The sequence below is a fragment of the Streptomyces sp. NBC_00104 genome (genome assembly GCF_045160825.1).
GTDB lineage: Bacteria > Actinomycetota > Actinomycetes > Streptomycetales > Streptomycetaceae > Streptomyces.
In genome coordinates, this window is the sequence record NZ_CP108215.1 from 4,545,424 (window position 1) to 4,567,409 (window position 21,986).

At 73.2% G+C, this 21,986-nt stretch carries 19 protein-coding genes; 9 read left to right on the forward strand and 10 right to left on the reverse strand.

The genetic code is table 11. From position 1 onward, the window contains the following. Positions 1-124: 124 nt before the first annotated feature. The 3 genes from OG272_RS19855 to OG272_RS19865 all read right to left on the reverse strand — a co-directional run bounded on the left by OG272_RS19855 (position 125) and on the right by OG272_RS19865 (position 2,420). Complete coding sequence (locus OG272_RS19855) at positions 125-859, reverse strand: LPXTG cell wall anchor domain-containing protein (RefSeq protein ID WP_327729396.1); 735 nt, start codon at positions 857-859, stop codon at positions 125-127. 238 nt (positions 860-1,097) lie between these two features. Continuing rightward, positions 1,098-1,613, reverse strand: a complete 516-nt coding sequence (locus tag OG272_RS19860) for an ATP-binding protein (protein ID WP_326582315.1) — start codon at positions 1,611-1,613, stop codon at positions 1,098-1,100. A gap of 438 nt (positions 1,614-2,051) precedes the next feature. Then, positions 2,052-2,420: an STAS domain-containing protein gene (locus tag OG272_RS19865; protein ID WP_326582314.1), complete on the reverse strand. Its 369-nt coding sequence runs from the start codon at positions 2,418-2,420 to the stop codon at positions 2,052-2,054. 235 nt (positions 2,421-2,655) lie between these two features. Between OG272_RS19865 and OG272_RS19870 the strand changes: the two genes are divergently transcribed. Together OG272_RS19870 and OG272_RS19875 are read left to right on the forward strand one after the other, a co-directional pair. Beyond that, the gene (locus tag OG272_RS19870; RefSeq protein WP_326582313.1) at positions 2,656-3,570 is read left to right on the forward strand and encodes an RNA polymerase sigma factor SigF; all 915 of its coding nucleotides are present in this window, start codon (positions 2,656-2,658) and stop codon (positions 3,568-3,570) included. 247 nt (positions 3,571-3,817) lie between these two features. Beyond that, positions 3,818-6,064, forward strand: coding sequence for a ricin-type beta-trefoil lectin domain protein (locus OG272_RS19875; protein ID WP_405894264.1), 2,247 nt, complete (start codon positions 3,818-3,820; stop codon positions 6,062-6,064). 60 nt (positions 6,065-6,124) lie between these two features. Here OG272_RS19875 and hutI read toward each other — a convergent pair whose 3' ends face one another. From hutI to hutU, 4 genes are all read right to left on the reverse strand, one after another. After that, positions 6,125-7,426 carry an imidazolonepropionase gene (hutI, locus tag OG272_RS19880; RefSeq protein WP_326582311.1) on the reverse strand — a complete coding sequence of 434 codons (1,302 nt, stop codon included), beginning with the start codon at positions 7,424-7,426 and terminating at the stop codon, positions 6,125-6,127. After that, complete coding sequence (locus tag OG272_RS19885) at positions 7,423-8,778, reverse strand: formimidoylglutamate deiminase (RefSeq protein WP_326582310.1); 1,356 nt, start codon at positions 8,776-8,778, stop codon at positions 7,423-7,425. The genes hutI and OG272_RS19885 overlap by 4 nt, the downstream gene beginning before the upstream one ends. After that, positions 8,775-9,980 carry an allantoate amidohydrolase gene (locus OG272_RS19890; protein WP_326582309.1) on the reverse strand — a complete coding sequence of 402 codons (1,206 nt, stop codon included), beginning with the start codon at positions 9,978-9,980 and terminating at the stop codon, positions 8,775-8,777. The genes OG272_RS19885 and OG272_RS19890 overlap by 4 nt, the downstream gene beginning before the upstream one ends. A gap of 188 nt (positions 9,981-10,168) precedes the next feature. Then, positions 10,169-11,833 carry a urocanate hydratase gene (hutU, locus tag OG272_RS19895; protein ID WP_326582308.1) on the reverse strand — a complete coding sequence of 555 codons (1,665 nt, stop codon included), beginning with the start codon at positions 11,831-11,833 and terminating at the stop codon, positions 10,169-10,171. Positions 11,834-11,989: 156 nt separating this feature from the next. Between hutU and OG272_RS19900 the strand changes: the two genes are divergently transcribed. From OG272_RS19900 to OG272_RS19930, 7 genes are all read left to right on the forward strand, one after another. Beyond that, positions 11,990-13,477, forward strand: a complete 1,488-nt coding sequence (locus tag OG272_RS19900) for a diaminopimelate decarboxylase (RefSeq protein WP_326582307.1) — start codon at positions 11,990-11,992, stop codon at positions 13,475-13,477. Positions 13,478-13,899: 422 nt separating this feature from the next. After that, on the forward strand, positions 13,900-14,298 hold the full coding sequence (locus tag OG272_RS19905) for a hypothetical protein (protein ID WP_037692967.1): 399 nt from the start codon (positions 13,900-13,902) through the stop codon (positions 14,296-14,298). Further along, positions 14,295-15,245 carry a hypothetical protein gene (locus OG272_RS19910; protein ID WP_328223234.1) on the forward strand — a complete coding sequence of 317 codons (951 nt, stop codon included), beginning with the start codon at positions 14,295-14,297 and terminating at the stop codon, positions 15,243-15,245. Before OG272_RS19905 ends, OG272_RS19910 begins: the two co-directional genes overlap by 4 nt. A gap of 37 nt (positions 15,246-15,282) precedes the next feature. Beyond that, the gene (locus tag OG272_RS19915; protein WP_326582305.1) at positions 15,283-15,867 is read left to right on the forward strand and encodes a roadblock/LC7 domain-containing protein; all 585 of its coding nucleotides are present in this window, start codon (positions 15,283-15,285) and stop codon (positions 15,865-15,867) included. A gap of 16 nt (positions 15,868-15,883) precedes the next feature. Next, a complete protein-coding gene (locus OG272_RS19920; RefSeq protein WP_033524857.1) occupies positions 15,884-16,258 on the forward strand; it encodes a hypothetical protein in 375 nt (124 codons plus the stop codon). Between the two features lie 164 nt (positions 16,259-16,422). Beyond that, positions 16,423-17,133 (forward strand): lipoprotein, encoded by a 711-nt coding sequence (locus OG272_RS19925; protein WP_327732233.1) that lies wholly within the window; start codon positions 16,423-16,425, stop codon positions 17,131-17,133. A 186-nt stretch (positions 17,134-17,319) separates the two neighbouring features. Beyond that, positions 17,320-18,681 carry an APC family permease gene (locus OG272_RS19930; protein ID WP_326582304.1) on the forward strand — a complete coding sequence of 454 codons (1,362 nt, stop codon included), beginning with the start codon at positions 17,320-17,322 and terminating at the stop codon, positions 18,679-18,681. Between the two features lie 118 nt (positions 18,682-18,799). Here OG272_RS19930 and OG272_RS19935 read toward each other — a convergent pair whose 3' ends face one another. The 3 genes from OG272_RS19935 to OG272_RS19945 form a co-directional block, all read right to left on the reverse strand. Then, positions 18,800-19,369: a hypothetical protein gene (locus OG272_RS19935; RefSeq protein WP_327729391.1), complete on the reverse strand. Its 570-nt coding sequence runs from the start codon at positions 19,367-19,369 to the stop codon at positions 18,800-18,802. 115 nt (positions 19,370-19,484) lie between these two features. Continuing rightward, the gene (locus OG272_RS19940; protein ID WP_327729390.1) at positions 19,485-20,345 is read right to left on the reverse strand and encodes a MurR/RpiR family transcriptional regulator; all 861 of its coding nucleotides are present in this window, start codon (positions 20,343-20,345) and stop codon (positions 19,485-19,487) included. Beyond that, positions 20,342-21,976 (reverse strand): aromatic amino acid ammonia-lyase, encoded by a 1,635-nt coding sequence (locus tag OG272_RS19945; protein WP_405894269.1) that lies wholly within the window; start codon positions 21,974-21,976, stop codon positions 20,342-20,344. The genes OG272_RS19940 and OG272_RS19945 overlap by 4 nt, the downstream gene beginning before the upstream one ends. Positions 21,977-21,986: the final 10 nt, after the last annotated feature.

The window sequence follows — 21,986 nt, forward strand, 5'->3', positions numbered from 1 at the left end:
AGTGCGAGGTCGAGGTCGAGTGCGAGGTCGAGGTCGGGGTCGAGTGCGAGGTCGAGGTCGGGGTCGAGTGCGAGGTCGAGTACGACGCCGGGATCCGCCGCCTTCTGATCACGTTCGGCTCCCGTCAGCGACGTACCGCCTGGTTCCTGCGTGTCACCCAGAGCACCCCCGCCGTCCCCGCGAGCAGCACCGTGCCACCGAGCGTGCCGAGGGCGACCGCCGAGTCGAGGGGCCCGGTCTGCGGCAACTCGCCGCCCGAACCGCCCGTACCACCCGAACCGCCGGTGTCGGACCCGCCCCCCGACCCGCCCGAGGCGCTCCCGCCCGCGGCGGTGACGTCGAGAGTCAGCGACGGGCCGGGGTCGTTGCCCGGCGTGCAGGTGGTCACCGTGCCGAGGGCCTTGATGGTGAGCACACCCGCGGTGAAGTCGACCTTGCCGGTCTTCTTCGGGGTGTACGTACCGCTCAGGTCATTGATCTTGATCGGCGTGTTGGCCGGAAGCGCCTCCTGGTTCGCCGGCCCCGTCACCGTGAGCGTCCCGTTGTCGGCCCCGCCCAACTCGATCGTGGCGCTCGGCGTCATCGCGCCCTTGCCCAGTTCGACCGGGCTGGACGACACGCCCTTCTGCCACGACATCGTGATCTTGTAGCCGTCGCCGCTCTCGACACCCTTGATGTCGATCGGCGACACCGCGGACTTGTCCCCGATCGGCGTCTTGCAGTTGTACTCGACGTCCACGACCTCGGCATGGGCCACCGGGGCGGCCATCAGCACCGCCGAGCCGGCCAGGGCCACGAGGGACGCGAGCGCGGCGGTTCGTTTCTGGTACGTCCGGTACGACACCTCGGCACCCCACATTCTGACGGAACATCAGATCGGCCGCTCAAGCTACGCCGGGGCTCGTGGAGAAGGAAGACACACGTAAGTGTCGGATGTGTGTCGATGGCCCGGACCGGCCCGCCGGGCGTTCAGCGCGCCCGGGAAACCACAAGGGCCCGGGAAACCACGAGGGCGCGGGGAACCACGGAGGCGCGGGGGACCGCGCGATCGACCACGACGAACCCGCGGCCGCCGGCGCACGACGGCGCCATGGCACTCAGGCCGGTGCCCCCAACTCCGCCCACACGGTCTTCCCGGCCGCCCCGGGAGCCCGTACGACCCCCCAGTCCAGACACAGCCGCTGCACGATGAACATCCCGTGCCCACCCGGCCGCCCGGCCCGATGCGGTGTCCGCGGCGCCGGATTCCCCGCCCCCCGGTCGGACACCTCGATCCGCAGCACCTTGTTGTCGCACCCGATCCGCAACTCGGCCGGGCCCCCCGCATGGAGACACGCGTTGGTGACCAGCTCGGACACCACCAGCAGCACGTCCTCCGCCGCGGCCCGCTGATCCGCGGTCGCGGCCGGCAACCACCCCCACGCGTGCAGCGCCTGGCGGGTGAAGTCACGGGCGAGCGGCACCACCCCGCTCTCACCCTCGAAACTGAGCCGACGGGACTGACTGCCCGCGGCGGGGGCCGCGGGCGGGTCCCCGCCGGACACCCCGGAAGCGCCGCCGGCACCCGGTTCCGGGCCGCGGTCGCCCGGCGAGAAAGGCCGGGTGGTGCTCATCAGCGCTTCACCTCACCGATTCACCAGTGCACGATTCAGGACTCATCAAGGGTGCGGGACCGAGGCCCGCGGTACGTGCCGTTTTCTGCTGTCATCCGTTGCGCCATCCGTACTTCCGTCGCACTTCGTCGTACTGCACCGAGCCGTCGCCGGGCCGGCGCCGAACCTCTGGCGTACACGCCGCCGCCCGTCCACGCCCCGTCGCCGAGCCGCTTCCGGGCCGCCGCCGACTCGTCCGCCGACCCGTTCAGGATGTCTCCTGCCCGAGCGAACCGTCAGAACACCCATGTTTTCGGCACACAACCTGTGACGCGAATAACCCGCCGGCCGGGAGGTGACACCTGGGGGTCGGTACCGAGGGCGGGTGGCCGGTCGCGGACGCCGACCGGCCCGGCCGACGGCGTCCATGACGGAGGTCACGGCCGACCGACCGGAGCCCTAGTCGCCCAGGGCCGCATCAAGGGTGTCGTGGACGGTGAACACCGCGTCCGCCCCGGTGATCTCGAAGACCCGCGCCACCGCCGGGAGCATTCCCGCCAGATGGACACCGCCACCCCCCGACTCCGCCCTGAGCCGGGCGCCCAGCAGGACGTTGAGCCCGGTGGAGTCACAGAACTCCAGGCGCGAGCAGTCCACCACCAGGCGCGTGAATCCTTTGTCCAGGCAGCTCTCGAGTGGCTCACGCAACAGGTCGGCGGTGTGGTGATCGAGCTCACCCGCCGGGGTCACGACGGCACTGGGGCCCTCTTCCCGCACCTCGACCCGTAGCCGGCCCGACTGTGCGCTGCCGACCGTCCCACGGTCCATGCCGTCTCTCTCCCGACCGTCGTGACTGTTGACTCGCCCTCGAACACTACGCCTTCTCCACACTCCCCGACACCCGAACAATCGCCCGCAAAGGGACATTTCGCCACAGGAGGCACTTGCGACGACGTCGGGAAACCGGGTAGGGCTAGTAGTGACACCAATCGACACGGCCGGCTTTGGAGGCGCCGCACACCGCAGTGCACGTATTGGCATCGGCGGCCATATGCCGAGAACGATGGAGGACATCATGTCACCCCGGCTCGACGAATCGCATACCCAGAGGGCGACGTCGGCATCCGCCCCGGAAGAGACGCAGGCCGACCTCGCCCATGATCCGGGCGACGCGCTCGCCGACCTTCCGGAGATCCCCCCGTACGACGAGGTGGGGCCGGTGGACGCACGGGCCCTGTCCAAGACCCTCTTCGAGCGGCTGGAGTCCCTCGAGGAAGGCACGTACGAATACTCGTACGTTCGCAACACCCTGGTCGAACTCAACCTGGCTCTGGTGAAGTTCGCCGCCTCCCGGTTCCGCTCGCGCAGCGAACCGATGGAGGACATCATCCAGGTCGGCACGATCGGCCTGATCAAGGCCATCGACCGCTTCGAACTGAGCCGGGGCGTCGAGTTCCCCACCTTCGCGATGCCAACCATCGTCGGCGAGATCAAGCGTTTCTTCCGCGACACGAGCTGGTCCGTACGCGTGCCGCGCAGACTTCAGGAACTCCGGCTCGACCTGGCCAAGGCCGGCGACGAACTGGCCCAGAAGCTCGATCGCGCTCCGACGGTGGGAGAGTTGGCGGAGCGCCTCGGCCTCACGAAGGACGAGGTCGTCGAGGGCATGGCCGCGTCGAACGCGTACACCGCCTCGTCGCTGGACGCCCAGCCCGAGGAGGACGACTCCGAGGGCGCGCTGGCGGACCGGATCGGCTACGAGGACCACGGGCTCGAAGGCATCGAGTACGTCGAGTCCCTGAAGCCGCTGATCGCCGAACTGCCGCCGCGCGACCGGCAGATCCTTTCCCTGCGGTTCGTGGCCAACATGACGCAGTCCGAGATCGGGGACGAACTGGGCATCTCCCAGATGCACGTGTCCCGGCTGCTCTCCCGCACGCTGGTGCGGCTGCGCAAGGGGCTGACGCTGGAGGAGTGAGCGCGTGCCGACGCCGACGACATCGGCGCGGCGGCGTGGACGGAGACATGGGTCGGCCGGGTGCGGCAGGAGTTGCGACACTCCTGACGTACCCGGCCGAACTGTTTCCGGGTCACCCCACAACTCACCCCCTTACCGCAAGAAACCCCTTCCCCTCGGTTCACCTTCCGCCACTATGGTCACGCGCCAGACTGTTCGGTATGCCAGAAGCCGACTGGCGGACACGGGGGTGCGAGGAGGCACGAGGATGACTCGGGCTCGGGACGAGCGCCCCGGCGGCGACGACGGCCATGGGCACCAGCAGGACACCGGCACGCCGGGCGCACGCCCCGACGAGGTGTCCGAGCACCGGCACGCGAAGGCGTCCGACGCGCGGCTCACCGCGCTGTTACGCGCCGACTCGCCGACCGCGTACCAGGCCCTGCGCGAGCTGCGTGAGCGTCACCACCCGGCCGTCCTCGCCTATGCCCGGCTGTGCGCCGCGAGCGAGTCCTCGGCACGGGAGCTGGCGACACAGGCGTTCACGGTCGCCACCCGGGAGACGGCGCGCGGCATCGAGCCGACCGTCCCCTGGCGCCACCGGCTGCTCCTGCTGACCGCCCGGGTCGCCGCCGGCTGGGCCGGGGACGGAGGCGCGACCGGTCTCGACCCCGCCCTGCGCCTCGTGCTGGACACCACGGGCCCCGACGGCCCCGTCCCGCCCCTGCTCGCGGCGTTCGAACTCCTGCCGCCCCGCCCGCAGGGCCTCATCTGGTACGGCGTCGTGGAGCGCGAACCGGACGACCGTACGGCCGTACTCCTCGGCCTCACCCCCGACGACGTGACGTACAAGCGGGACTCCGCGTTCCTCGCCCTGCGCCAGGCCTGTCTCAGAGTGCGCCTCGCCGCCTCCGACGACCCCCGCTGCCAGGACTTCCGCCGGCTGATCGAGGAGTCCGTACGACCGGACACCCCCCGCCACAGCACGGATCTGCACACCCATATGGAGCATTGCGCGTACTGCTCCGGTGCGTACGAGGAGCTGTGCGCCCTGCGCGACAGCCCGCGCGCGACCCTCGCGGAGGGGCTGCTGCCCTGGGGCGGTACGGCGTATGCGCGGGGTGGGGTGGGGGCGCGGGACAGTGTGGGGGCGCGGGACGATGCGGGTGCGCGGGACGGAACCGGCGCGTGGGACGGCGGCCGTTCGGACGCCGGAGCGGAGGCCGCGGGGGGCTTCGGGGAACCGGAGACCGGGGCCGGGGCCGGGCCTTGGGCCGGGGCGGGGACGGGGCCTCGGGCCGGGGCCGGGACAGGGACAGGCTCCGGAGCAGGGGATTGGGCAGGGGCGGAGGCGGCGGCCGCGGCTGCCGCCGTGGCAGCGGCATGGGCGGCGTCCGGCTTCGGCTCCGACGCCGGCCCCGACGTCGGCCCCGCCTCCGGGAGCCCCTCCGGCTTCGGCGTCGGTTCCGACTCCGGGAGCTCCTCCGGCTTCGGCGTCGGTTCCGACTCCGGCGGCAGGGATCGTGCGGCGGACGGGGTGGGGGCGGAGCCCCGGGGCGGTGCGCTGGCCGGGGCGGAGGCGTGGGAAGGTCCCGCCGTCGAAGGCGGCACCGGTGCTCGGGCCGACGCGGCGGCGGGCACCGCGACGGCCGCCGGCCGTGCGGCGGGCGCGGCCGGGAGCAGGGCCGGTGCCGGGACAGCGGCCGGGGCCCACGACGGCGGGGCCGGGGCGTCAAGCCGGGCCGGCACCGGGGCCGTTGCCGAGGCCGGGGTGCCGGGGGCCGGGTGGTCGCCGTCCCGGCGGTTCGTGCTGACGTCGGTGGCCCTGGGGGTGGCGCTGGCGCCGCTGCTGGCGTTCCTGGTGTTCTCGGGCTCGGTCGGCTCGTCGTCCGACGGCGCGGCGGATTCCGTCGGTACGCCCGCGACGCCGCCGTCGCGCCCGGTGACCCCGACGGTCCCGCAGAGCCCGACGCCGTCCCCGACCCCTTCGGACACCGGGAGCCCCTCGAAGCCCCCGGCGAAGGAGAAGCCGACGCGGAGCCCGAGTCCGAGTCCGTCGAGGACGGGCCTCCCTACGCCGTCGCTGCCGTACGGGCCGCCGCTGAACGGCGCCTACGCCCAGGTGGTGAACATCGCCTCGGGCCTGTGCCTGGACATCCGGGGCGAGTTGGAGAAGGGCACCGACGTCGTCACCGCCACCTGCTCCGCGCGCGCCACCCAGCGCTGGCGCCTCGACTCCCACCGGAACGCCCTCCAGTCGTTCGCCGATCCCGACCTGTGCCTCGACAGCCGGGGGGCGACCGACGACGGCGTGGGCATCTGGGAGTGCGACTCGCTGGAGGGGGACAACGGCGAGAACCTGAGGTTCGAGGTCGACTCCCGGGGAGTGATCCGCCCGGCGATCGCGCCGGGGCACGCCGTGACCCCGGACGCGCTCGGCTCCGTCACCTTCGACGAGGTGTCGGGGCGCGACGGGCAGCGGTGGCGGGCGGGCGCCGGGCCCGTCCACGCCTGAGCCCCCGGGCCCGAGGGCTCGAGGGCTCGACGCCTTGCGGACACCCCGCCTGAGGCCCGGTCAGACGACGCGTACGCCCCTGCGCCATACGTCCGTGACCAGGGGGACTCCCGGCCGGTAGGCGAGGTGGACGTGGCTGGGCGCGTCCAGCAGCGCGAGGTCGGCGTACGCGCCCGGCGTGACGCGGCCGACGTCGTCGCGGCGGAGCGCCCGCGCGCCCCCCGCCGTGGCCGACCAGACCGCCTCGTCCGGCGTCATCCCCATGTCCCGCACCGCGAGCGCGACGCAGAAGGGGACGGACGAGGTGAAGGACGATCCCGGGTTGCAGTCCGTGGAGAGGGCCACGGTGACGCCCGCGTCGAGGAGGCGGCGGGCGTCCGGCCACTCGGCGCGGGTGGAGAACTCGGCGCCGGGGAGGAGCGTGGCGACCGTCCGGCTGTGGGCGAGGGCGTCCACGTCGGCGTCGGTGAGGTGGGTGCAGTGGTCCGCGCTCGCCGCGTCGAGTTCCACGGCGAGCTGGACGCCGGGGCCGTACGACAGCTGGTTGGCGTGGATGCGCGGGTGCAGGCCCCTGGCCCTGCCCGCCGTGAGGATCGCCCGGGCCTGGTCGCCGTCGAAGGCGCCCTTCTCGCAGAAGACGTCGATCCAACGGGCGTACGGGGCACAGGCGTCGAGCATCTCGCCGGTGACGAGCGCGACGTAGGCGGCGGGGTCCTCGGCGTGGTCGGGGGACACGATGTGGGCGCCGAGGTACGTCACCTCGTCCGTGTGCCGCGCGGCGATGCGCAGCGCCCGCGCCTCGTCCTCGACGGTCAGGCCGTAGCCGGACTTCGTCTCGAAGGTGGTGGTGCCCTGACGGAGGGCCTCACGGAGGTAGCGGGTGAGGTTGGCCTCCAGTTCCTCGTCGGTGGCGGCGCGGGTGGCGGCGACGGTCGTCCGGATGCCGCCCGCGCTGTAGGCCCGGCCGGACATGCGGGCGTTGAACTCGGCGGTCCGGTCGCCCGCGAAGACGAGGTGGGAGTGGGAGTCCACGAAGCCGGGGATCACCGCCCGCCCACCGGCGTCGACCCGATTGTCAGTGGCGGGTGCTTTGCTTTGATCACCGGTCCACGCGATGCGTTCACCGTCGATGACGACGGCCGCGCCCTGGATCAGTCCGAGGGGGGAACCGTCGCCGAGGGAGGGGTCGTTGGTGACCAGGGCAGCGATGTTGGTGATGAGCGTGCTCGCGGTGCTCGCTGAGTGGGCGGGGCTGACGTTCGTCGGGCTGCTCATGGCGTCCTTGGTGGCCTGGTCGGCGGTGGGGTCGGGTGCGGGGGCCGGCTCGGGGGCCGGTCGCGTGGGCGGGCGGCCGGGGGTCATCCGCGCAGTGCTTCGACGGCGTCCGCGAGAGCTCCCGGCACATCCGGTACGAGCGCGTGCGCCCCGTCCCGTACGACGTGCCGACCTCCCACGACCGTGTGCGACACGTCCGCTGCCGACGCGGCGAATACCGCCGTCTCCGCACCGAGCCGTGGAAGCGGCCCCGCTGTCCTGACGGAATCGAGCGCGATCGTCGTGAAGTCGGCGAGCGCGCCCGTCTCCAGGGCACCGGCGTCGTCCCAGCCGATCGCCGCGTGACCGTCGGCCGAGGCCGCCCGCAGGAGGGCCGCCGCCGTCCAGTGACCGCGTGTACGGGTGCGCAGCCGCTCGTTCAGTTCCATCGCGCGCGCCTCTTCGAGCAGGTCGACGACGGCGTGGCTGTCGGAGCCGAGGGAGAGCGGGGAGCCCGCCCGTTGCAGGGCGACGGCCGGTCCGATGCCGTCCGCGAGGTCCCGTTCGGTCGTGGGGCACATGCAGGTGCCGGTGCCGCTGTCGCCGATGAGGGCGATGTCCTCGTCGGTGAGGTGGGTGTTGTGGACGCCGGTGGTGCGGGGGCCCAGGACACCGTGGTCGGCGAGGAGTTGGGCGGGGGTGCGGCCGTGCGCCTCGTGGCAGGCGTCGTTCTCCGCCGTCTGCTCCGACAGGTGCACATGCAGCGGGGCCCGCCGCTCCTCGGCCCATCGCGCCACCGTCGCCAGCTGCCCGGCCGGCACGGCCCGTACGGAGTGCACGGCCGCCCCGATCCGCGCGTGATCCCGGTCCTTGAGAACTGAACAGCGTTCCGCCCAGGCCTCCGCGGTGCCGTCGGAGAAGCGGAGCTGATGGTGGTCGGGCGCCTTTCCGAAGCCGGCGGAGAGGTAGGCCGTGTCGAGGAGGGTGATCCGGATGCCCGCCTCGGCCGCGGCCTCGATGAGCGCCTCGCCCATGGCGTTCGGGTCGGCGTACGGGGTGCCGCCGGGGGCGTGGTGCACGTAGTGGAACTCGCCCACGGCCGTGATCCCGGCCAGCGCCATCTCCGCGTACACGGCCCGCGCGAGGGCGTGGTACGTGTCCGGGGTCAGCCGGTCCGCCACCCGGTACATGACCTCGCGCCAGGTCCAGAAGGTGCCCGAGCCGACCTGGACGGTTCCGCGCAGGGCGCGGTGGAAGGCGTGGCTGTGGGCGTTGGCGAGGCCGGGCAGGGTGAGCCCGCGCAGGACGACCGCGCCCGGGGGCGGGGTGGGCGTCTCGCCGCGCACGGCGGTGATGCGGCCGGCCCGGGGGGTGCCCTCTCCGGCCACGGTCAGGGTCACGCCGGGCTCGACATGGGTGCCGAGCCAGGCGTGTTCGAGCCAGTAGGTCGTCTCCGTCACCTGCGGGCCAGCCCTTCCAGTACGTCGGCGAGCGCGGTCACCCCGGCCAGGCAGTCGTCCTCGGCGGCGTGCTCGGCCGGGGAGTGCGAGACGCCTGTCGGGTTGCGCACGAACAGCATGGCGGTCGGGACGGTCCCGGAGAGGATCCCGGCGTCGTGTCCGGCGCCGGTCCCGAGCACCGGCACCTTGAGGTCGGCCGCGTCCCGGCCCAGGATGCGGGCGATCTCGTCCCGCAGCGCGTGCTCGAACTCGACGACGGGAGTGAAGGACTCCCGGACGACATCGAGCTCGATCCCGTGTTCCTGGGCGTAGTCCCGGGCGGCCTCTTCGATCGCGCCGACGACCGTGTCCAGGGTCTTCTGGTCCTCGGCGCGGGAGTCGAGCCAGCCGCGCACGAGGGAGGGAATGGCGTTGACCCCGTTCGGCTCGACGGAGATCTTGCCGAACGTGGCGACGGCACCGGCGAGCCGTGCCTCCCGGCGGGCCGCGAGAACGGTCTCCGCGTACGACAGCATGGGGTCCCGGCGGTCGACGAGCCGCGTCGTTCCGGCGTGGTTCGCCTCGCCCCGGAAGTCGAACCGCCAGCGTCCGTGCGGCCAGATGGCACTGGCGATCCCGACGGCGTCCCCGGACAGGTCCAGGGCCCGCCCCTGCTCGACGTGCAGCTCGACGAACGCCCCGATCCGCGCGAGCCGCTCCGGATCCGGCCCGATTGCCTCCGGGTCGTACCCGGCGGCCTCCATCGCCCGCGGCAGGGTGACCCCGTCCCCGTCGGTCAGCCGCCCCGCCTGCTCGACGGTGAGCCGCCCTGCGGCCAGCCGCGACCCCACACAGGCCAGGCCGAACCGCGCGCCCTCCTCGTCGCCGAAGTTGACGATCCCGAACGGCTTGTCGAACCGCGCACCCCGGGCCCGCAGTTCATCGAGCGCGGCGAAGGACGACACGACACCGAGGGGGCCGTCGAAAGCCCCGCCGTCGGGCACGGAGTCGAGATGCGACCCGGTGACGACGGCGTCACCCTGCTCCGGGTCCCCGAGCCAGGCCCACTGGTTGCCGTTCCGGTCGACCTCGTAGGCCAGCCCCCGGTCCCGGGCCCGCTCCTCGAACCAGGCCCGGCATTCGGCATCGGCGGCAGTCCACGCGAACCGCCGGTATCCGCCTGAGTCGGGGTGCCGGCCGATGGGCTCGAGCTCCCGCCACATCTCGTGGAAGGAGGCACCGCCTCCGTCGGTCGATCCAGGCTGTGGGCGGTCGTTCCGCGGGGCGATGGAGGTCCCCCCGCTCGGGCGAAGCCGAGAGTGGGGGAGGGTGGGCACGGCCGGACCCGCGGCCGGCGACGGGACCTCGGCCGCCACCGACGGGTCCTGGCCACGCTCCTCTTCGCTCCGGGTCACGCGTCGCCGCCCTCGCGCATCGGCACCCGTACGCCCCGGTCGTCGGCGACGGACTCCGCGATGTCGTAGCCCGCGTCGACGTGCCGGATCACACCCATCCCGGGGTCGTTGGTCAGTACACGCCGGAGCTTCTCCCCGCCGAGCTTCGTGCCGTCCGCCACGGTCACCTGACCGGCGTGGATCGACCGGCCCATGCCCACGCCACCACCGTGGTGCAGGGACACCCAGGACGCCCCGGACGCCACGTTGACCATCGCGTTCAGCAGCGGCCAGTCGGCGATGGCGTCGGAGCCGTCGAGCATGGCCTCGGTCTCGCGGTAGGGGGAGGCGACGGAGCCGGCGTCGAGGTGGTCGCGGCCGATCGCGAGCGGCGCGGCCAGCTCCCCGGAGGCGACCATGTCGTTGAACCGCTCACCGGCCCGGTCCCGCTCGCCGTAGCCGAGCCAGCAGATGCGCGCGGGCAGGCCCTGGAAGTGCACGCGCTCGCCGGCCATCCTGATCCAGCGGTGGAGGGACTCGTTCTCGGGGAAGAGGTCGAGGATCGCCCGGTCGGTCTTGGCGATGTCGGCGGGGTCGCCGGAGAGGGCCGCCCACCGGAAGGGGCCCTTGCCCTCGCAGAACAGCGGCCGGATGTAGGCGGGGACGAAGCCGGGAAAGGCGAACGCCCGCTCGTACCCGGCGAGTTGGGCCTCGCCGCGGATGGAGTTGCCGTAGTCGAAGACCTCGGCACCGGCGTCCAGGAAGCCGACCATGGCCTCGACGTGCCGGGCCATCGACTCACGTGCGCGGGTGGTGAACCCGGCCGGGTCCTTCGCCGCGTACGACGCCATGTCGTCGAGGTCCACGCCCACCGGGAGGTAGGCCAGCGGATCGTGGGCCGAGGTCTGGTCGGTGACGATGTCGATGGGGGCGCCCATGGCGAGGAGCTGGGGGACGAGGTCGGCGGCGTTGCCGAGGACGCCGATGGAGAGGGGGCGGCGGGCGTCCCGGGCCTCGACGGCCAGTTGGAGGGCGTGGTCGAGGGAGTCGGCCTTCACGTCGAGGTAGCGGTGCTCGATGCGGCGCTCGATGGCGCGGGGGTCGCAGTCGATGCAGATCGCGACGCCGTCGTTCATGGTCACGGCGAGGGGCTGGGCGCCGCCCATGCCGCCGAGGCCGGCGGTGAGGGTGATCGTCCCGGCGAGGGTGCCGTCGAACTTCTTGGCGGCGACGGCGGAGAAGGTCTCGTAGGTGCCCTGGAGGATGCCCTGGGTGCCGATGTAGATCCAGGAGCCGGCGGTCATCTGGCCGTACATGGTCAGCCCGAGCTGTTCCAGTCGGCGGAACTCCTCCCAGTTGGCCCAGTCGCCGACGAGGTTGGAGTTGGCGATGAGGACGCGGGGCGCCCACTCGTGGGTCTGCATGACGCCGACGGGACGGCCGGACTGGACGAGCATGGTCTCGTCCTGCTTGAGGGTCTTGAGGGTGCGGACCATGGCGTCGAAGGAGCGCCAGTCGCGGGCGGCCTTGCCCGTGCCGCCGTAGACGACGAGCTTGTCGGGGTGCTCGGCGACCTCGGGGTCGAGGTTGTTCTGCAGCATCCGCAGGGCGGCTTCCTGCTGCCAGCCCAGGGTGCTGAGTTCCGTACCGCGTGGCGCTCGAACGGGGCGGGGTCCTGACACGGTCTGCCTCCTCGCTATACAGCAACTATTCACATCCTGACTTGATGAATAGAGCTAGTCAATACAGCCGTAGGGCCAGCGACGGCCCGCCGCGGATGTTTGGCTGGACACACGGGCCGTACGGGCTCGGACGACGACACGACAGCGGGGGACCGGATGGGAGACGTGACGAACGGGACCGGTGGGGAGAGGCCCGCCGCCCGCCAGGAGGGGGCGGCCGGGGACCGCGCCCGCCTGCGGATCGGAGCGAGGGGGGAACACACGCACGGGCTGGACGAGGGGGACGCCGAGCGCACGCTGCGGCTGTTCGACACCGAGGGCGAGCGGGTCGCCCGGCGGGACGAGGCGGTGCGGGCGGCGGTGGAGCAGGGGCTGCTCGGTCCCGGCAACCCGGTCGTCGCGCTCCTCGACGTCACCGGGATCCGGGCCTCGGCGGCGGCACTGCGGAGGGCGTTCGACGCGGTGACGGCGCCCGGGACACCCGTGCTGCACGCGTTCGCGGTGAAGGCGACACCGCTCGTGCCCGTGCTGCGGCTGCTGCGCGAAGCGGGGATCGGCGCGGAGGTGGCGAGTGCCGGGGAGCTGGCCCTGGCGCGGGCGGCCGGGGTGCCGCCGAAGCGGACCGTGCTCGACTCCCCCGCCAAGACCCCGGCCGAGCTGCGCGAGGCGCTGGCGCTGGGTATCGCGGTCAACGCGGACAATCCGCAGGAGCTGGACCGTATCGACGCGCTCGTCCGCTCCGCCACCACCCGCTCCCCCCTCGGCATCCGGGTGAACCCACAGGTCGGCGGCGGCACGATCGACGCGCTGTCCACGGCGACGGCCACGTCGAAGTTCGGGGTGGCGCTGCGGGACGAGGGCGCCCGGGAGTGGGTCGTCCAGGCGTATCTGGACCGCCCCTGGCTGAGCCGGCTGCACGCGCACACCGGGTCGCAGGGGATGCCCCTGTCGCTGATGACACGGGGGATCACCGAGACGTACGAGCTGGCGGAGGAGATCAACCGGCGGATCGGGCGGCGGCAGATCGACACGATCGACATCGGCGGCGGACTGCCGGTGAACTTCGCGTCGGATGCGGCGACACCGACGTACGAGCAGTACGCGCGGCTGCTGGCGGAGGCGGTGCCGGGGCTGTTCGACGGGCGGTACGGCCTGGTGACGGAGTTCGGGAGGTCGCTGCTCGCGAAGCACGGGACGATCCTCGCCCGCGTGGAGTACACCAAGAGGGCGGGCGGCCGGGCCATCGCGGTCACCCACGCCGGGGTGCAGGTGGCGACCCGGACGGTGTACGCACCGGGGTCCTGGCCGCTGCGAGTCGCCGCGTACGACGCGAAGGGGTGTGTGAAGGAGGGGCCCGCGGTGGTGCAGGACGTGGCGGGGCCCGCCTGTTTCGCGGGGGACCTGCTGGCGGAGGGCCGTGCGCTGCCACTGTTCGAGCCGGGGGATCATGCGGCCGCGCTGGACACCGGCGCGTATTACTTCGCGCACCACTACGCGTACAACTCTCTGCCCCGGCCCGGGATCTACGGGTACGCCCCCGGGGAGGGGGAGATGCGGTTCGCGGTGGTGCGGCGGCCGCAGACCGTGGAGGAGATCGTGGCCGAGGCGGGGGGAGCCGAGAGGGCGGGCCTGCTGGGGCTTTGAGGCGCCCGGTAGCTCGGGGGGAACTGTCGCGTGGCGGATGTTCGCCCGGTAGCTCGCGGGGGGGGGTGTCGTGTGGCGGCTGCGGGTTGTCCGTGGCCGAGCGCGCAGTTCCCCGCGCCCCTGGCTTGCCCGGGGGCGCCCGGTAGGGGCAAGTGCCCCCATTCGTACGCCCCTCAAGCCCCCCAGAATGATTGACGCCCGGCGCCTCCTCCGCGCCCGGCATGCGGGGCGGCCGCATAGGCCCACCTCAGGGCACGGATGCGCCTCCCGGTCCCCAACAGCGGTGAAAACCAGGCAAGTCGACCCACCTTAGTCACCTGTCCGCATGTTCCGCTGGAAAATGCCAGATCCCTCACCCCTCGCGCACACGTTGCGTAGCGTCTGCGTCACTCAGCCGAACCGCAGGCAGGAGGGGAGCCACGGTGCCCGGAATCGACGAGTGTCTGGTGGAGGCCATGAGGCTGCCCGGTGCCCTGGGCGCCGCGGTGGTCGACTGGACCAGCGGACTGGCGCTGGGCACGGTCGGGGAAGCACCCGGCGGTGACCACGAGACGACGGCGGCGGAGGCGGCGGAACTGGCACGGCTCGCGGCGGAGCACCGGGCGTTCGCGCCGGAGGAGGGTTCCGACTGGTCCGGGGCGGATCTGCCGGTCGAGGACCTGATCGTCAGCAACCGGGACACGTACCACGTGCTGCGGTTCGTGCGGACGACGTTCGACAGCAGTGTGTTCCTGCATCTGTGGCTGGCCCGTTCGGACGGCAACCTCGCGCTGGCCCGGATCCGGCTCGGCGAGATGGCGGGACGGCTGGTGCTGGCATGAGCGTGATCACCACACCAGCACCCCCGTTGCCGGTGCGGGGCGAGCACTTCCGCCAGGCCGTCTCCCCGATGCTGAGCCGGCTCGCCGCCGAGCGGGCCACCGGTGTGCTGCTGCGCGAGAGCGGTTCGCTGTATCTGTCCGAGGGGGAGGTCGTGCACGCCGAGAGCCCCCGGTCCCCGGGCCTCGACGTGCTGCTCACCACCGGCGGCATGCTGGACACCGACGGCTGGCGGGAGGCGGTCGACACGGCCGGGGCCGGCCTGCGGGTCGGGCGGTTCCTCGTGGACAGCGGCCGGGTCGCCCGGGGCGCGCTGGAGCTGTGCCACGCGGGGGCGCTGTTCGACGCGGCGTACTTCGTCCTCGGTCCGAGCAGCGCGCCGGCCAGCTTCCGTTACGGGGCCGCGCACTGGCTGGGACCGATCCGCCCGGTGCCGGTGGCCGCCGTGGAGCGCGAGGCCCGGCGCCGCCGCGACCTCCTGCACCGCATCTGGCCCGACCCGGCGACGGACGACGCCCCGCTGATCAGGGCGGCCGGCCTCGACAGACCGCCGGTTCCGGCCCGCCAGGGAGCCGTGCTCGGCCAGGTGAACGGTTTCCGCACGGCCGCCGAGATCTCCCTGACCCTGGGGCGCCCCGCCTTCCACACCCTCGTGGACGTACGGCGGCTGGCGGCCGCGGGCCTCATCTCCTCCACCCGGCACAGCCCGGCAGGAACACCACCGATCCCGACCGGCCCGGACCACGCATCACCCGCCACCCACCAGGAACACGCCCCCGTCACCCATCCGGGCCACGCCCCGCCGCCCGGCCCGGGCCGCGACCCCGCCGCCGAACCGGGGGTGGTGGGCGGCGGGGCACCGACCCCCGTCCCACCTTGGCCGCTCACCACCACAGACCCCGACGTGGCTCTACTGCAAAGGCTCAGGGATGCGCTGGAGGCCCTTTGAGCGGCAGCGGGAGCGTCCCGCCGAGAGGAGACTGCTCATGGCCGCGGAGGCCGAAGTCCTCGACGAACTGCACCGGTTGAGGGCCCGTGTACCCCAGCTGACCGGCGCGCTCGCGGCCAGCGTGGACGGGCTGGTCCTCGCCCACGACACCCCCGGCGTGGAACCGGAGGGCCTCGCGGCCCTCACCGCGGCCGCGCTCGGCGTCGCCGTACGGATGACGGACGCCGCCGGCCGGGGCGAGCTCCGCGAACTGCTGCTGCGCGGCGACCACGGCTATGTGGCGACGTACGCGGCGGGCTCCTCCGCCGTGCTGACGCTGCTGGCCCAGGACCGGGTCAACGTGGGCCGGCTGCACCTGGAGGGCCGCCGCGCCGGCGGCCGGATCGGTGAGCTGATGGACGCCCTGCCCCGGCCGGACGACCCGGCCACGGCCCATGCCAAGGCGGTCGCCACCAACCCGGCCCGGTCGGTGGCGAGGACCGCGAGCACGGCCGCGGTCTCGCCCCAGACACCGGCCAAGGCCACGGTCAGGTCGACCATGCCCCGCCGGACTCCCCGCCCCGCCACCCCACGACCCACCCCCCGAACCACTCCCAACGCACCTACCACCACTGAGAGTTGAAAGGACACCGCACACCATGGCCAACACGGAGACCGCGTTGAAAGAGGCCCTCGCGTCCATCGAGGGCGCGACCGGCGCCGCCCTGGTCGACTACACCAGCGGCATGGCACTGGGCACGATCGGCGGCAGCAAGGGGTTCGACCTCACCGTCGCAGCCGCCGGGAACACCGACGTCGTCCGCGCAAAGCTGCGCACCATGGAACACCTCGGCCTCAAGGGCGAGATCGAGGACATCCTGATCACCCTGTCCGACGCGTACCACCTGATCCGCCTGCTCACCGGCCGCGGCGGCAACGGCCTCTTCCTGTACCTGGTCCTCGACGCCAAGCGGGCCAACCTGGCCATGGCCAGGCACCAGTTGAAGCGGATCGAGGCGGAGCTGGAGGTCTGACCCACCCGACACCGGAGCTCCGGCGGCGCACCCACCCGGGGAGCGCCGCCGAGCGCGTTCCCCGGCAGGAACCCGGGCCCGACCCCAGCACCGCACGCCCGTGCGAACACCGCCGCTGCTCCTCCGCTACCGTGTCCGCCCTGAACCGGGAGAAGAGGGTGGCTGTGGGAAGAGCGGTACGGGGGACGGTGCTGGCGCAGGTGGCGTTGCTGGCGCAGGTGGCGTTGCTGGCCGGGGTGCTGACGGGGTGCTCGGAGTCGGCGGAGGACGGCGACGCGAAGCCGTCCGCGAGCGCCGCCGAGTCGGCGACAGCTGACGCGAAGGACGCCGTGAAGAGCGGCGGCAGCGTCGGAGCGGCCGGTTCCGCCTGCGAACTGCCGGTCACCTTCGACACGGCCGAGAAGTGGCAGCCGGAGGCCATCGAGACGGAGGCCCCCGGCGGCGGGAGCGGTTCCGAGGAGGACGAGCTCGCGGCCGAGTTGGCCGAGGGGCTGCTGCACCAGGGCCCGTTCACCGCCGCGTGCGAGATCGACGCCAAGCCCGCCGGGAACATCGGCTTCATCCGTGTCTGGACCGGCGAGGCGGGTGCGAAGGTCGGGGAGGCGCAGGCGCTGCTCAAGGAGTTCGTGGCGGCCGAGGGAAACACCGGCAAGGCCGAGTACAGCGAGTTCTCCTCGGATTCCGGCGTCCTGGGCACCGAGGTCGCGTACCTCTACACCAGCGAGGCCCTGGAGGAGACCAAGAAGGAGCGGGCCTTCGTCACGGTCACCCCGGACGGGCCCGTCGTCGTCCATCTCGGCGGCCTCGACACCCGGGAACACGAGGACATGCTCCCGGCGTACGAGCTCGCCAAGCGGACCTTGAGCACCGCCTGAACGTCACCGGACCCCCACGCGCCCCAGGGTGCCCGGGGCGCGTCCCGCGAGCCGTGGCCCCGCCGTCGAACCTCTCGTGAAGCTCTGGGAATCGGTTGCGAACGCATCCATGGCCCGCGACCGGGCAGGTCTCCCCCGGACGGATCACCGTCGGACAACCGTCGGCTCACCGATCGGGGGGTTCTGATGTCCCATGCAGAAAGCACCGCCGGAGCGCCCGCGCCCGCCGAGGAGGGCGGCCTCAAACGGGTGCTCGGACCCAAGCTGCTGATCCTCTTCGTGATCGGCGACATCCTCGGCACGGGCATCTACGCGACGACGGGCAAGGTCGCCGGGAAGGTCGGCGGGGCCCTCTGGCTGCCCTTCGTGATCGGCTTCGTGGTGGCGGTCCTGACGGCGGCCTCGTACGTCGAACTGGTCGGCAAGTACCCGAAGGCGGCCGGGGCGGCCCTCTACACCCAGAAGGCGTTCAAGCTGCCCTTCCTGACGTTCATCGTCGCCTTCATGGTGATGTGCTCGGGCCTGTCGTCCGCGAGCGCCGCAGCGCGCGCCTTCAGCGGCGACTACCTGGACGAGCTGACGAACGGCGCCCTGCCGCCCACCCTCGTCGCCATCACCTTCATCGTCCTGCTGGCCGCCCTGAACCTGCGGGGCGTCTCCGAGTCCGTGAAGACGAACGTGGTACTGACGCTGGTCGAGCTGACCGGTCTGGTGATCGTCCTCGCGATCGGGGCCTGGGCGGTTCTCTCGGGCGACGGCGAGCCGTCGCGCCTGACCGAGTTCGAGTCGAGCGGCACGGGATACGCCCTGCTCACCAGCGTCCTCGGCGCCACGGCCCTCGGCTTCTTCGCCTTCGTCGGCTTCGAGGACTCGGTGAACATGGCGGAGGAGACGAAGAACCCGACCAGGACCTTCCCCCGGGCGATCTTCATCGGGGTGGCCGTCACGGGCACGATCTACGTCCTGGTGGCCCTGGCCTCGTCGCTCCTCGTCGACGCCGAGACCCTGGAGGGCTCCAGCGGCCCGCTCCTCGAAGTGGTGAAGGCCGGCGGCGTCGACTTCCCGCACAAGCTGTTCGCCCTGATCGCCCTCTTCGCGGTCACCAACTCGGCCCTGATCAACATCATGATGGCCTCCCGCCTCTGCTACGGCATGGCCAACGAACGCATCCTCCCGCGCGGTATGGCCCGCGTCCTGCCCCGGCGTCGCACCCCCGTCGTGGGCATCGTCTTCGTCACCCTCCTGGCGATCGGCCTCGTCTCCACCGGCGAGATCGAGGGCCTCGGCGACACCACCGCCTTCCTGCTCCTGTGTGTCTTCGCCGTCGTCAACATCGCGGTGCTCGTCCTGCGCCGCGACCGCGTCGACCACGCCCACTTCCGCACGCCGACGGCGCTCCCGGTCCTCGGCGCCCTGACGGCCCTGATCCTGGCCAGTCCGCTGGCCGACCGCCCGGCCGACGTCTACATCCGCGCGGGTGTGCTCCTGGCCATCGGCATCGGGTTGTGGGCGGTGAACAAGCTGGTCCTGCGGACGCGCGGCGAGTGACGCCCACCGCGACGCACCGTCCCGGGCCCACCGCGGCGAACCATCCCGGGCCCGGCGCGACGAACCGTCCCGGGCCGAGGCCGCCGAGCGGCGGGCGTAGGACCGCCGAGCGGCGGCCCTACCTCCGCCGACCGCCCCCGGGCGCCGCGTCGCCCGCGCCGATGCCGGTGACCCGGTATCCGGCCACCCTGCTGCCCGTCGGCCGGCCGCCCCGCCCGGACAGCCAGTCGACGCGGACCCAGAAGAGCTGCCCCGTGCCGAGTTCGCGGCGGCCGAGCCAGCCCGCCTTGAGGCGGAGCCCGGTACCGAGGCCGGCGAGGAGCATGCCGCCCGCCGCGGGGAGCGCGAAGGACGAGCCGAGCGCGGCCGCGAAGCCGAGCAGCAGCCACCAGCGGTGGCCCCGGCGCCAGTTGCGGAGGGTCACGGCCCGGTCCTGGAGGACGTCGTGCTTACCGGCGCGCACGGCTCCGCGCGCCGGTGCGAGATACCGGCCGCGCCGCGCCCACGCCACCGCGCCGGCCGCGACGATGAACAGTACGGCCCCGGCCAGCACCCCGATCCGCCGCCCGGTCAGCCCGGATGGCACTGCGCCGACCCCCGCCGCGACCACTCCCAGCCACCACAGCGGCGCCGCCCCGGCCCGCACCACGACGGCCACCCGAGCAAGCCCCTGCCCTCCGCGCGCCACGCTCCCGCCTCCCGTCAATCCCAAAATCCCAAGGCCGTACAACAGTCGCGGGCACGATAACCAGCGAACGTGAAACGTGCCTGAGAATCACGCGAACCCACTGCCGAACGGCGGGCTACTCCACGAACAGCCCCCGCGTCGCCGCCTTCGCGTCGAACTCCTCCAGCCGGGCCTGGGCCTCCGGCAGGTCGTCGCACATGGCCTCCAGGAGCACCCGGCCCAGCAGCATCGGGGCGCAGGCGGTGTCGAAGGCGAGCCCGGTGCCGACGGCGGCGGGCAGGAGCAGGTCGGAGACCTTGGCGACGGGCGCGAAGGCGGAGTCGGCGACCGTGACGACGAAGAGCCCCGCCTCCTTCGCGTAGGCCAGGGTCTCGACGACCTCGCGCGGATGCCGGGGCAGCGCGAAGCAGAGCAGGGCGGTCGCGCCGGCCCGTACGGCCGCGTCGATGCGGTCGTGGAGCATGCTGCCGCCCTCGTGCAGCAGCCGCACGTCGGGGTGGACCTTGGCGGCGAAGTAGGCGAAGCCGTACGCCTGGGAGGCCGCGGCCCGCAGTCCGAGCACCGGCAGCGGGCGGGACGCGGCCAGCAGCCGCCCGGCCCGCGCCACCGGCCCGGGGTCGGCGAGCACCTCGGCCAGATGCCGCAGATTCTCGATCTCGGCCTCGACGGCCTGCTGGTACTCGTTGTACGCGGTGGTGTCCGGGGCCGGCTCGGCGGGCGCGACGTCCCGCAGATGCCGGCGCAGCGCCGGGTAGCCGTCGAAGCCCAGCGCCACCGCGAAGCGTGTCACGGACGGCTGGCTGACCCCGGCCAGCTCCGCCAGCTCCACGCTCGACAGGAACGGCACGTCGGCGGCCCGCCGCACCATGCTGTGGGCGATGCGCCGCTGGGTGGGCGTCAGCCGGTGCCCCTCGAAGAGTGTCTGCAGCCGCGCGGCGGGACTGTCCGTCACACCCGTGCCCTTGTCCGCGCTCATGACGCGCTCCCCCTCCGCGGATCCTCCTGGACGTCCGTCCAGATCTCGGTGAACCGATCGAGCAGTACGGCCGCCGCGCCCACGTCCGCCGTCAGCGGCCGGTCGGCCGGGTCCGCGTCGAGCACGGTCTCGGCCAGCTCCAGCGCCCGCCCGACGGGCAGTTCCGGATCCGGCCGCAGATCCCGCTGGCGCAACGCCCGCACCGCGGCGACCAGTTCGCAGCCGACGACGAGCCGGTACGCGCCGCACGCCCGCAGCGTCTGCCGTGCGGCGAGCGAGGCGAAGCTGGCCTGTTCCTCGACGCCCCGGGAGAGTACAGCGTGGCCGAGCGACGCGGGGGCGGAGAAGGCCCGCAGGTCACCGAGGGCGGCCCCGGCGGCGTACTCCAGGATCATCACGCCCGACGAGGCGGCCTCGTGATCGGCGAGGAAGGGGCGCAGCCGGGTGTACGCGGGCTCGTTGAGCGAGGAGAGCCGGGACGTCGACAGCCGGGCCACCTGCGTCACGGCGAGTCTGAAGTGGTCCAGGGCGAGGGCGAGTTGGGCCTGGTAGAAGCCGCCGTGGTGGTAGGCCGCCATGTCCTCGGCACAGATCAGCGGGTTCTCCGCCGCCGCGTTGATCTCCACCTCCAGGACGCCCTCGAGCGCGTCCGCCGCGTCCAGCGCGGGCCCGTGGATCTGCGGCACGCACCGGAAGCCGTACGGGTCCTGGATCCGCCCCAGCGGCGGGGTCGGCCGGTCGGCGGCCCCGATCAACTCCCGCATGCGCCGGGCCACCTCGCGCGACCCCCGGTGGGCGCGCGCGACGTGCACGGGCGCCGCGTACGCCTCGTGCGAGCCGTCCACGGCGAGCAGCGACAGCGCGGCGACGACCTGCGTGGCGGCGATCAGCCCCCGCAACTCGTGGAGCGCGAGCGCGGCCTGTCCGAGCGTGAGCGCGTTGCTGCTGATCAGCGCGAGCGCGTCGTTGTTGTCGAGCGGTTGCGCCTCGGGGGCACCGGCACCGGACGCGCACCGCTCCCCGGGAACGCCCGTCCCGGACGCGAACCGCGCCCCGGCCTCCGCCTCGGCCGTCCGCACCGGCGCCCGCCACGGGTGCTCCCCCGCCAATGCCAGCCCCATCTGGGCCAGCGCCGCGATGTCGCCCGTCCCGACCGACCCGAACTCGTTGACCACGGGGTGGGCCCCGCTCTCCAGTGCCTCGCAGAGCGCCGTGACCACGGTCGGCCGGAGCCCGGCGCCGCCCGCGAGCAGCTGGTTGGCGCGTACGGCGAGCATGGCCCGCACCTGCCGGGCGGGCAGCTCCTCCCCGATGGCCCCCGCGTGGCTGCGCAGCAGCCGCAGACCGTGCTCGGTGGCGGCCTCGGTGGGCACGTCCTCGGTGCGGTTGGCACCGACGCCGGTGGAGCGGCCGTACACGCGTCCGGTCGCCGCGATCTGCCGGGCCGCGTCCCAGGACTCCTCGACCCGCCGCATGGCCGCGTCGTCGGGCACGGGCCGCACGGCCCCGTCGGCGAGCCGTACGACGTCGGCGACACCCAGCGCGCGCCCGTCCAGGACGAGGGACCCGGCCGGTGCCACCGCCACGGCGGCGGTGGGGGCGTCCGTCGCGCCCACGATCCGAGAGGACATCACCCGCAGC

Excerpts from the sequence above, each read along its gene's own strand:
- OG272_RS19855 (WP_327729396.1), bottom strand. The coding sequence starts at position 859 with ATGTGGGGTGCCGAGGTGTCGTACCGGACGTACCAGAAACGAACCGCC.
- OG272_RS19860 (WP_326582315.1), bottom strand. The coding sequence starts at position 1,613 with ATGAGCACCACCCGGCCTTTCTCGCCGGGCGACCGCGGCCCGGAACCG.
- OG272_RS19865 (WP_326582314.1), bottom strand. The coding sequence starts at position 2,420 with ATGGACCGTGGGACGGTCGGCAGCGCACAGTCGGGCCGGCTACGGGTC.
- OG272_RS19870 (WP_326582313.1), top strand. The coding sequence starts at position 2,656 with ATGGAGGACATCATGTCACCCCGGCTCGACGAATCGCATACCCAGAGG.
- OG272_RS19875 (WP_405894264.1), top strand. The coding sequence starts at position 3,818 with ATGACTCGGGCTCGGGACGAGCGCCCCGGCGGCGACGACGGCCATGGG.
- hutI (WP_326582311.1), bottom strand. The coding sequence starts at position 7,426 with ATGACCCCCGGCCGCCCGCCCACGCGACCGGCCCCCGAGCCGGCCCCC.
- OG272_RS19890 (WP_326582309.1), bottom strand. The coding sequence starts at position 9,980 with ATGTGGCGGGAGCTCGAGCCCATCGGCCGGCACCCCGACTCAGGCGGA.
- OG272_RS19900 (WP_326582307.1), top strand. The coding sequence starts at position 11,990 with ATGGGAGACGTGACGAACGGGACCGGTGGGGAGAGGCCCGCCGCCCGC.
- OG272_RS19910 (WP_328223234.1), top strand. The coding sequence starts at position 14,295 with ATGAGCGTGATCACCACACCAGCACCCCCGTTGCCGGTGCGGGGCGAG.
- OG272_RS19915 (WP_326582305.1), top strand. The coding sequence starts at position 15,283 with ATGGCCGCGGAGGCCGAAGTCCTCGACGAACTGCACCGGTTGAGGGCC.
- OG272_RS19920 (WP_033524857.1), top strand. The coding sequence starts at position 15,884 with ATGGCCAACACGGAGACCGCGTTGAAAGAGGCCCTCGCGTCCATCGAG.
- OG272_RS19930 (WP_326582304.1), top strand. The coding sequence starts at position 17,320 with ATGTCCCATGCAGAAAGCACCGCCGGAGCGCCCGCGCCCGCCGAGGAG.
- OG272_RS19940 (WP_327729390.1), bottom strand. The coding sequence starts at position 20,345 with ATGAGCGCGGACAAGGGCACGGGTGTGACGGACAGTCCCGCCGCGCGG.
- OG272_RS19945 (WP_405894269.1), bottom strand. The coding sequence starts at position 21,976 with ATGTCCTCTCGGATCGTGGGCGCGACGGACGCCCCCACCGCCGCCGTG.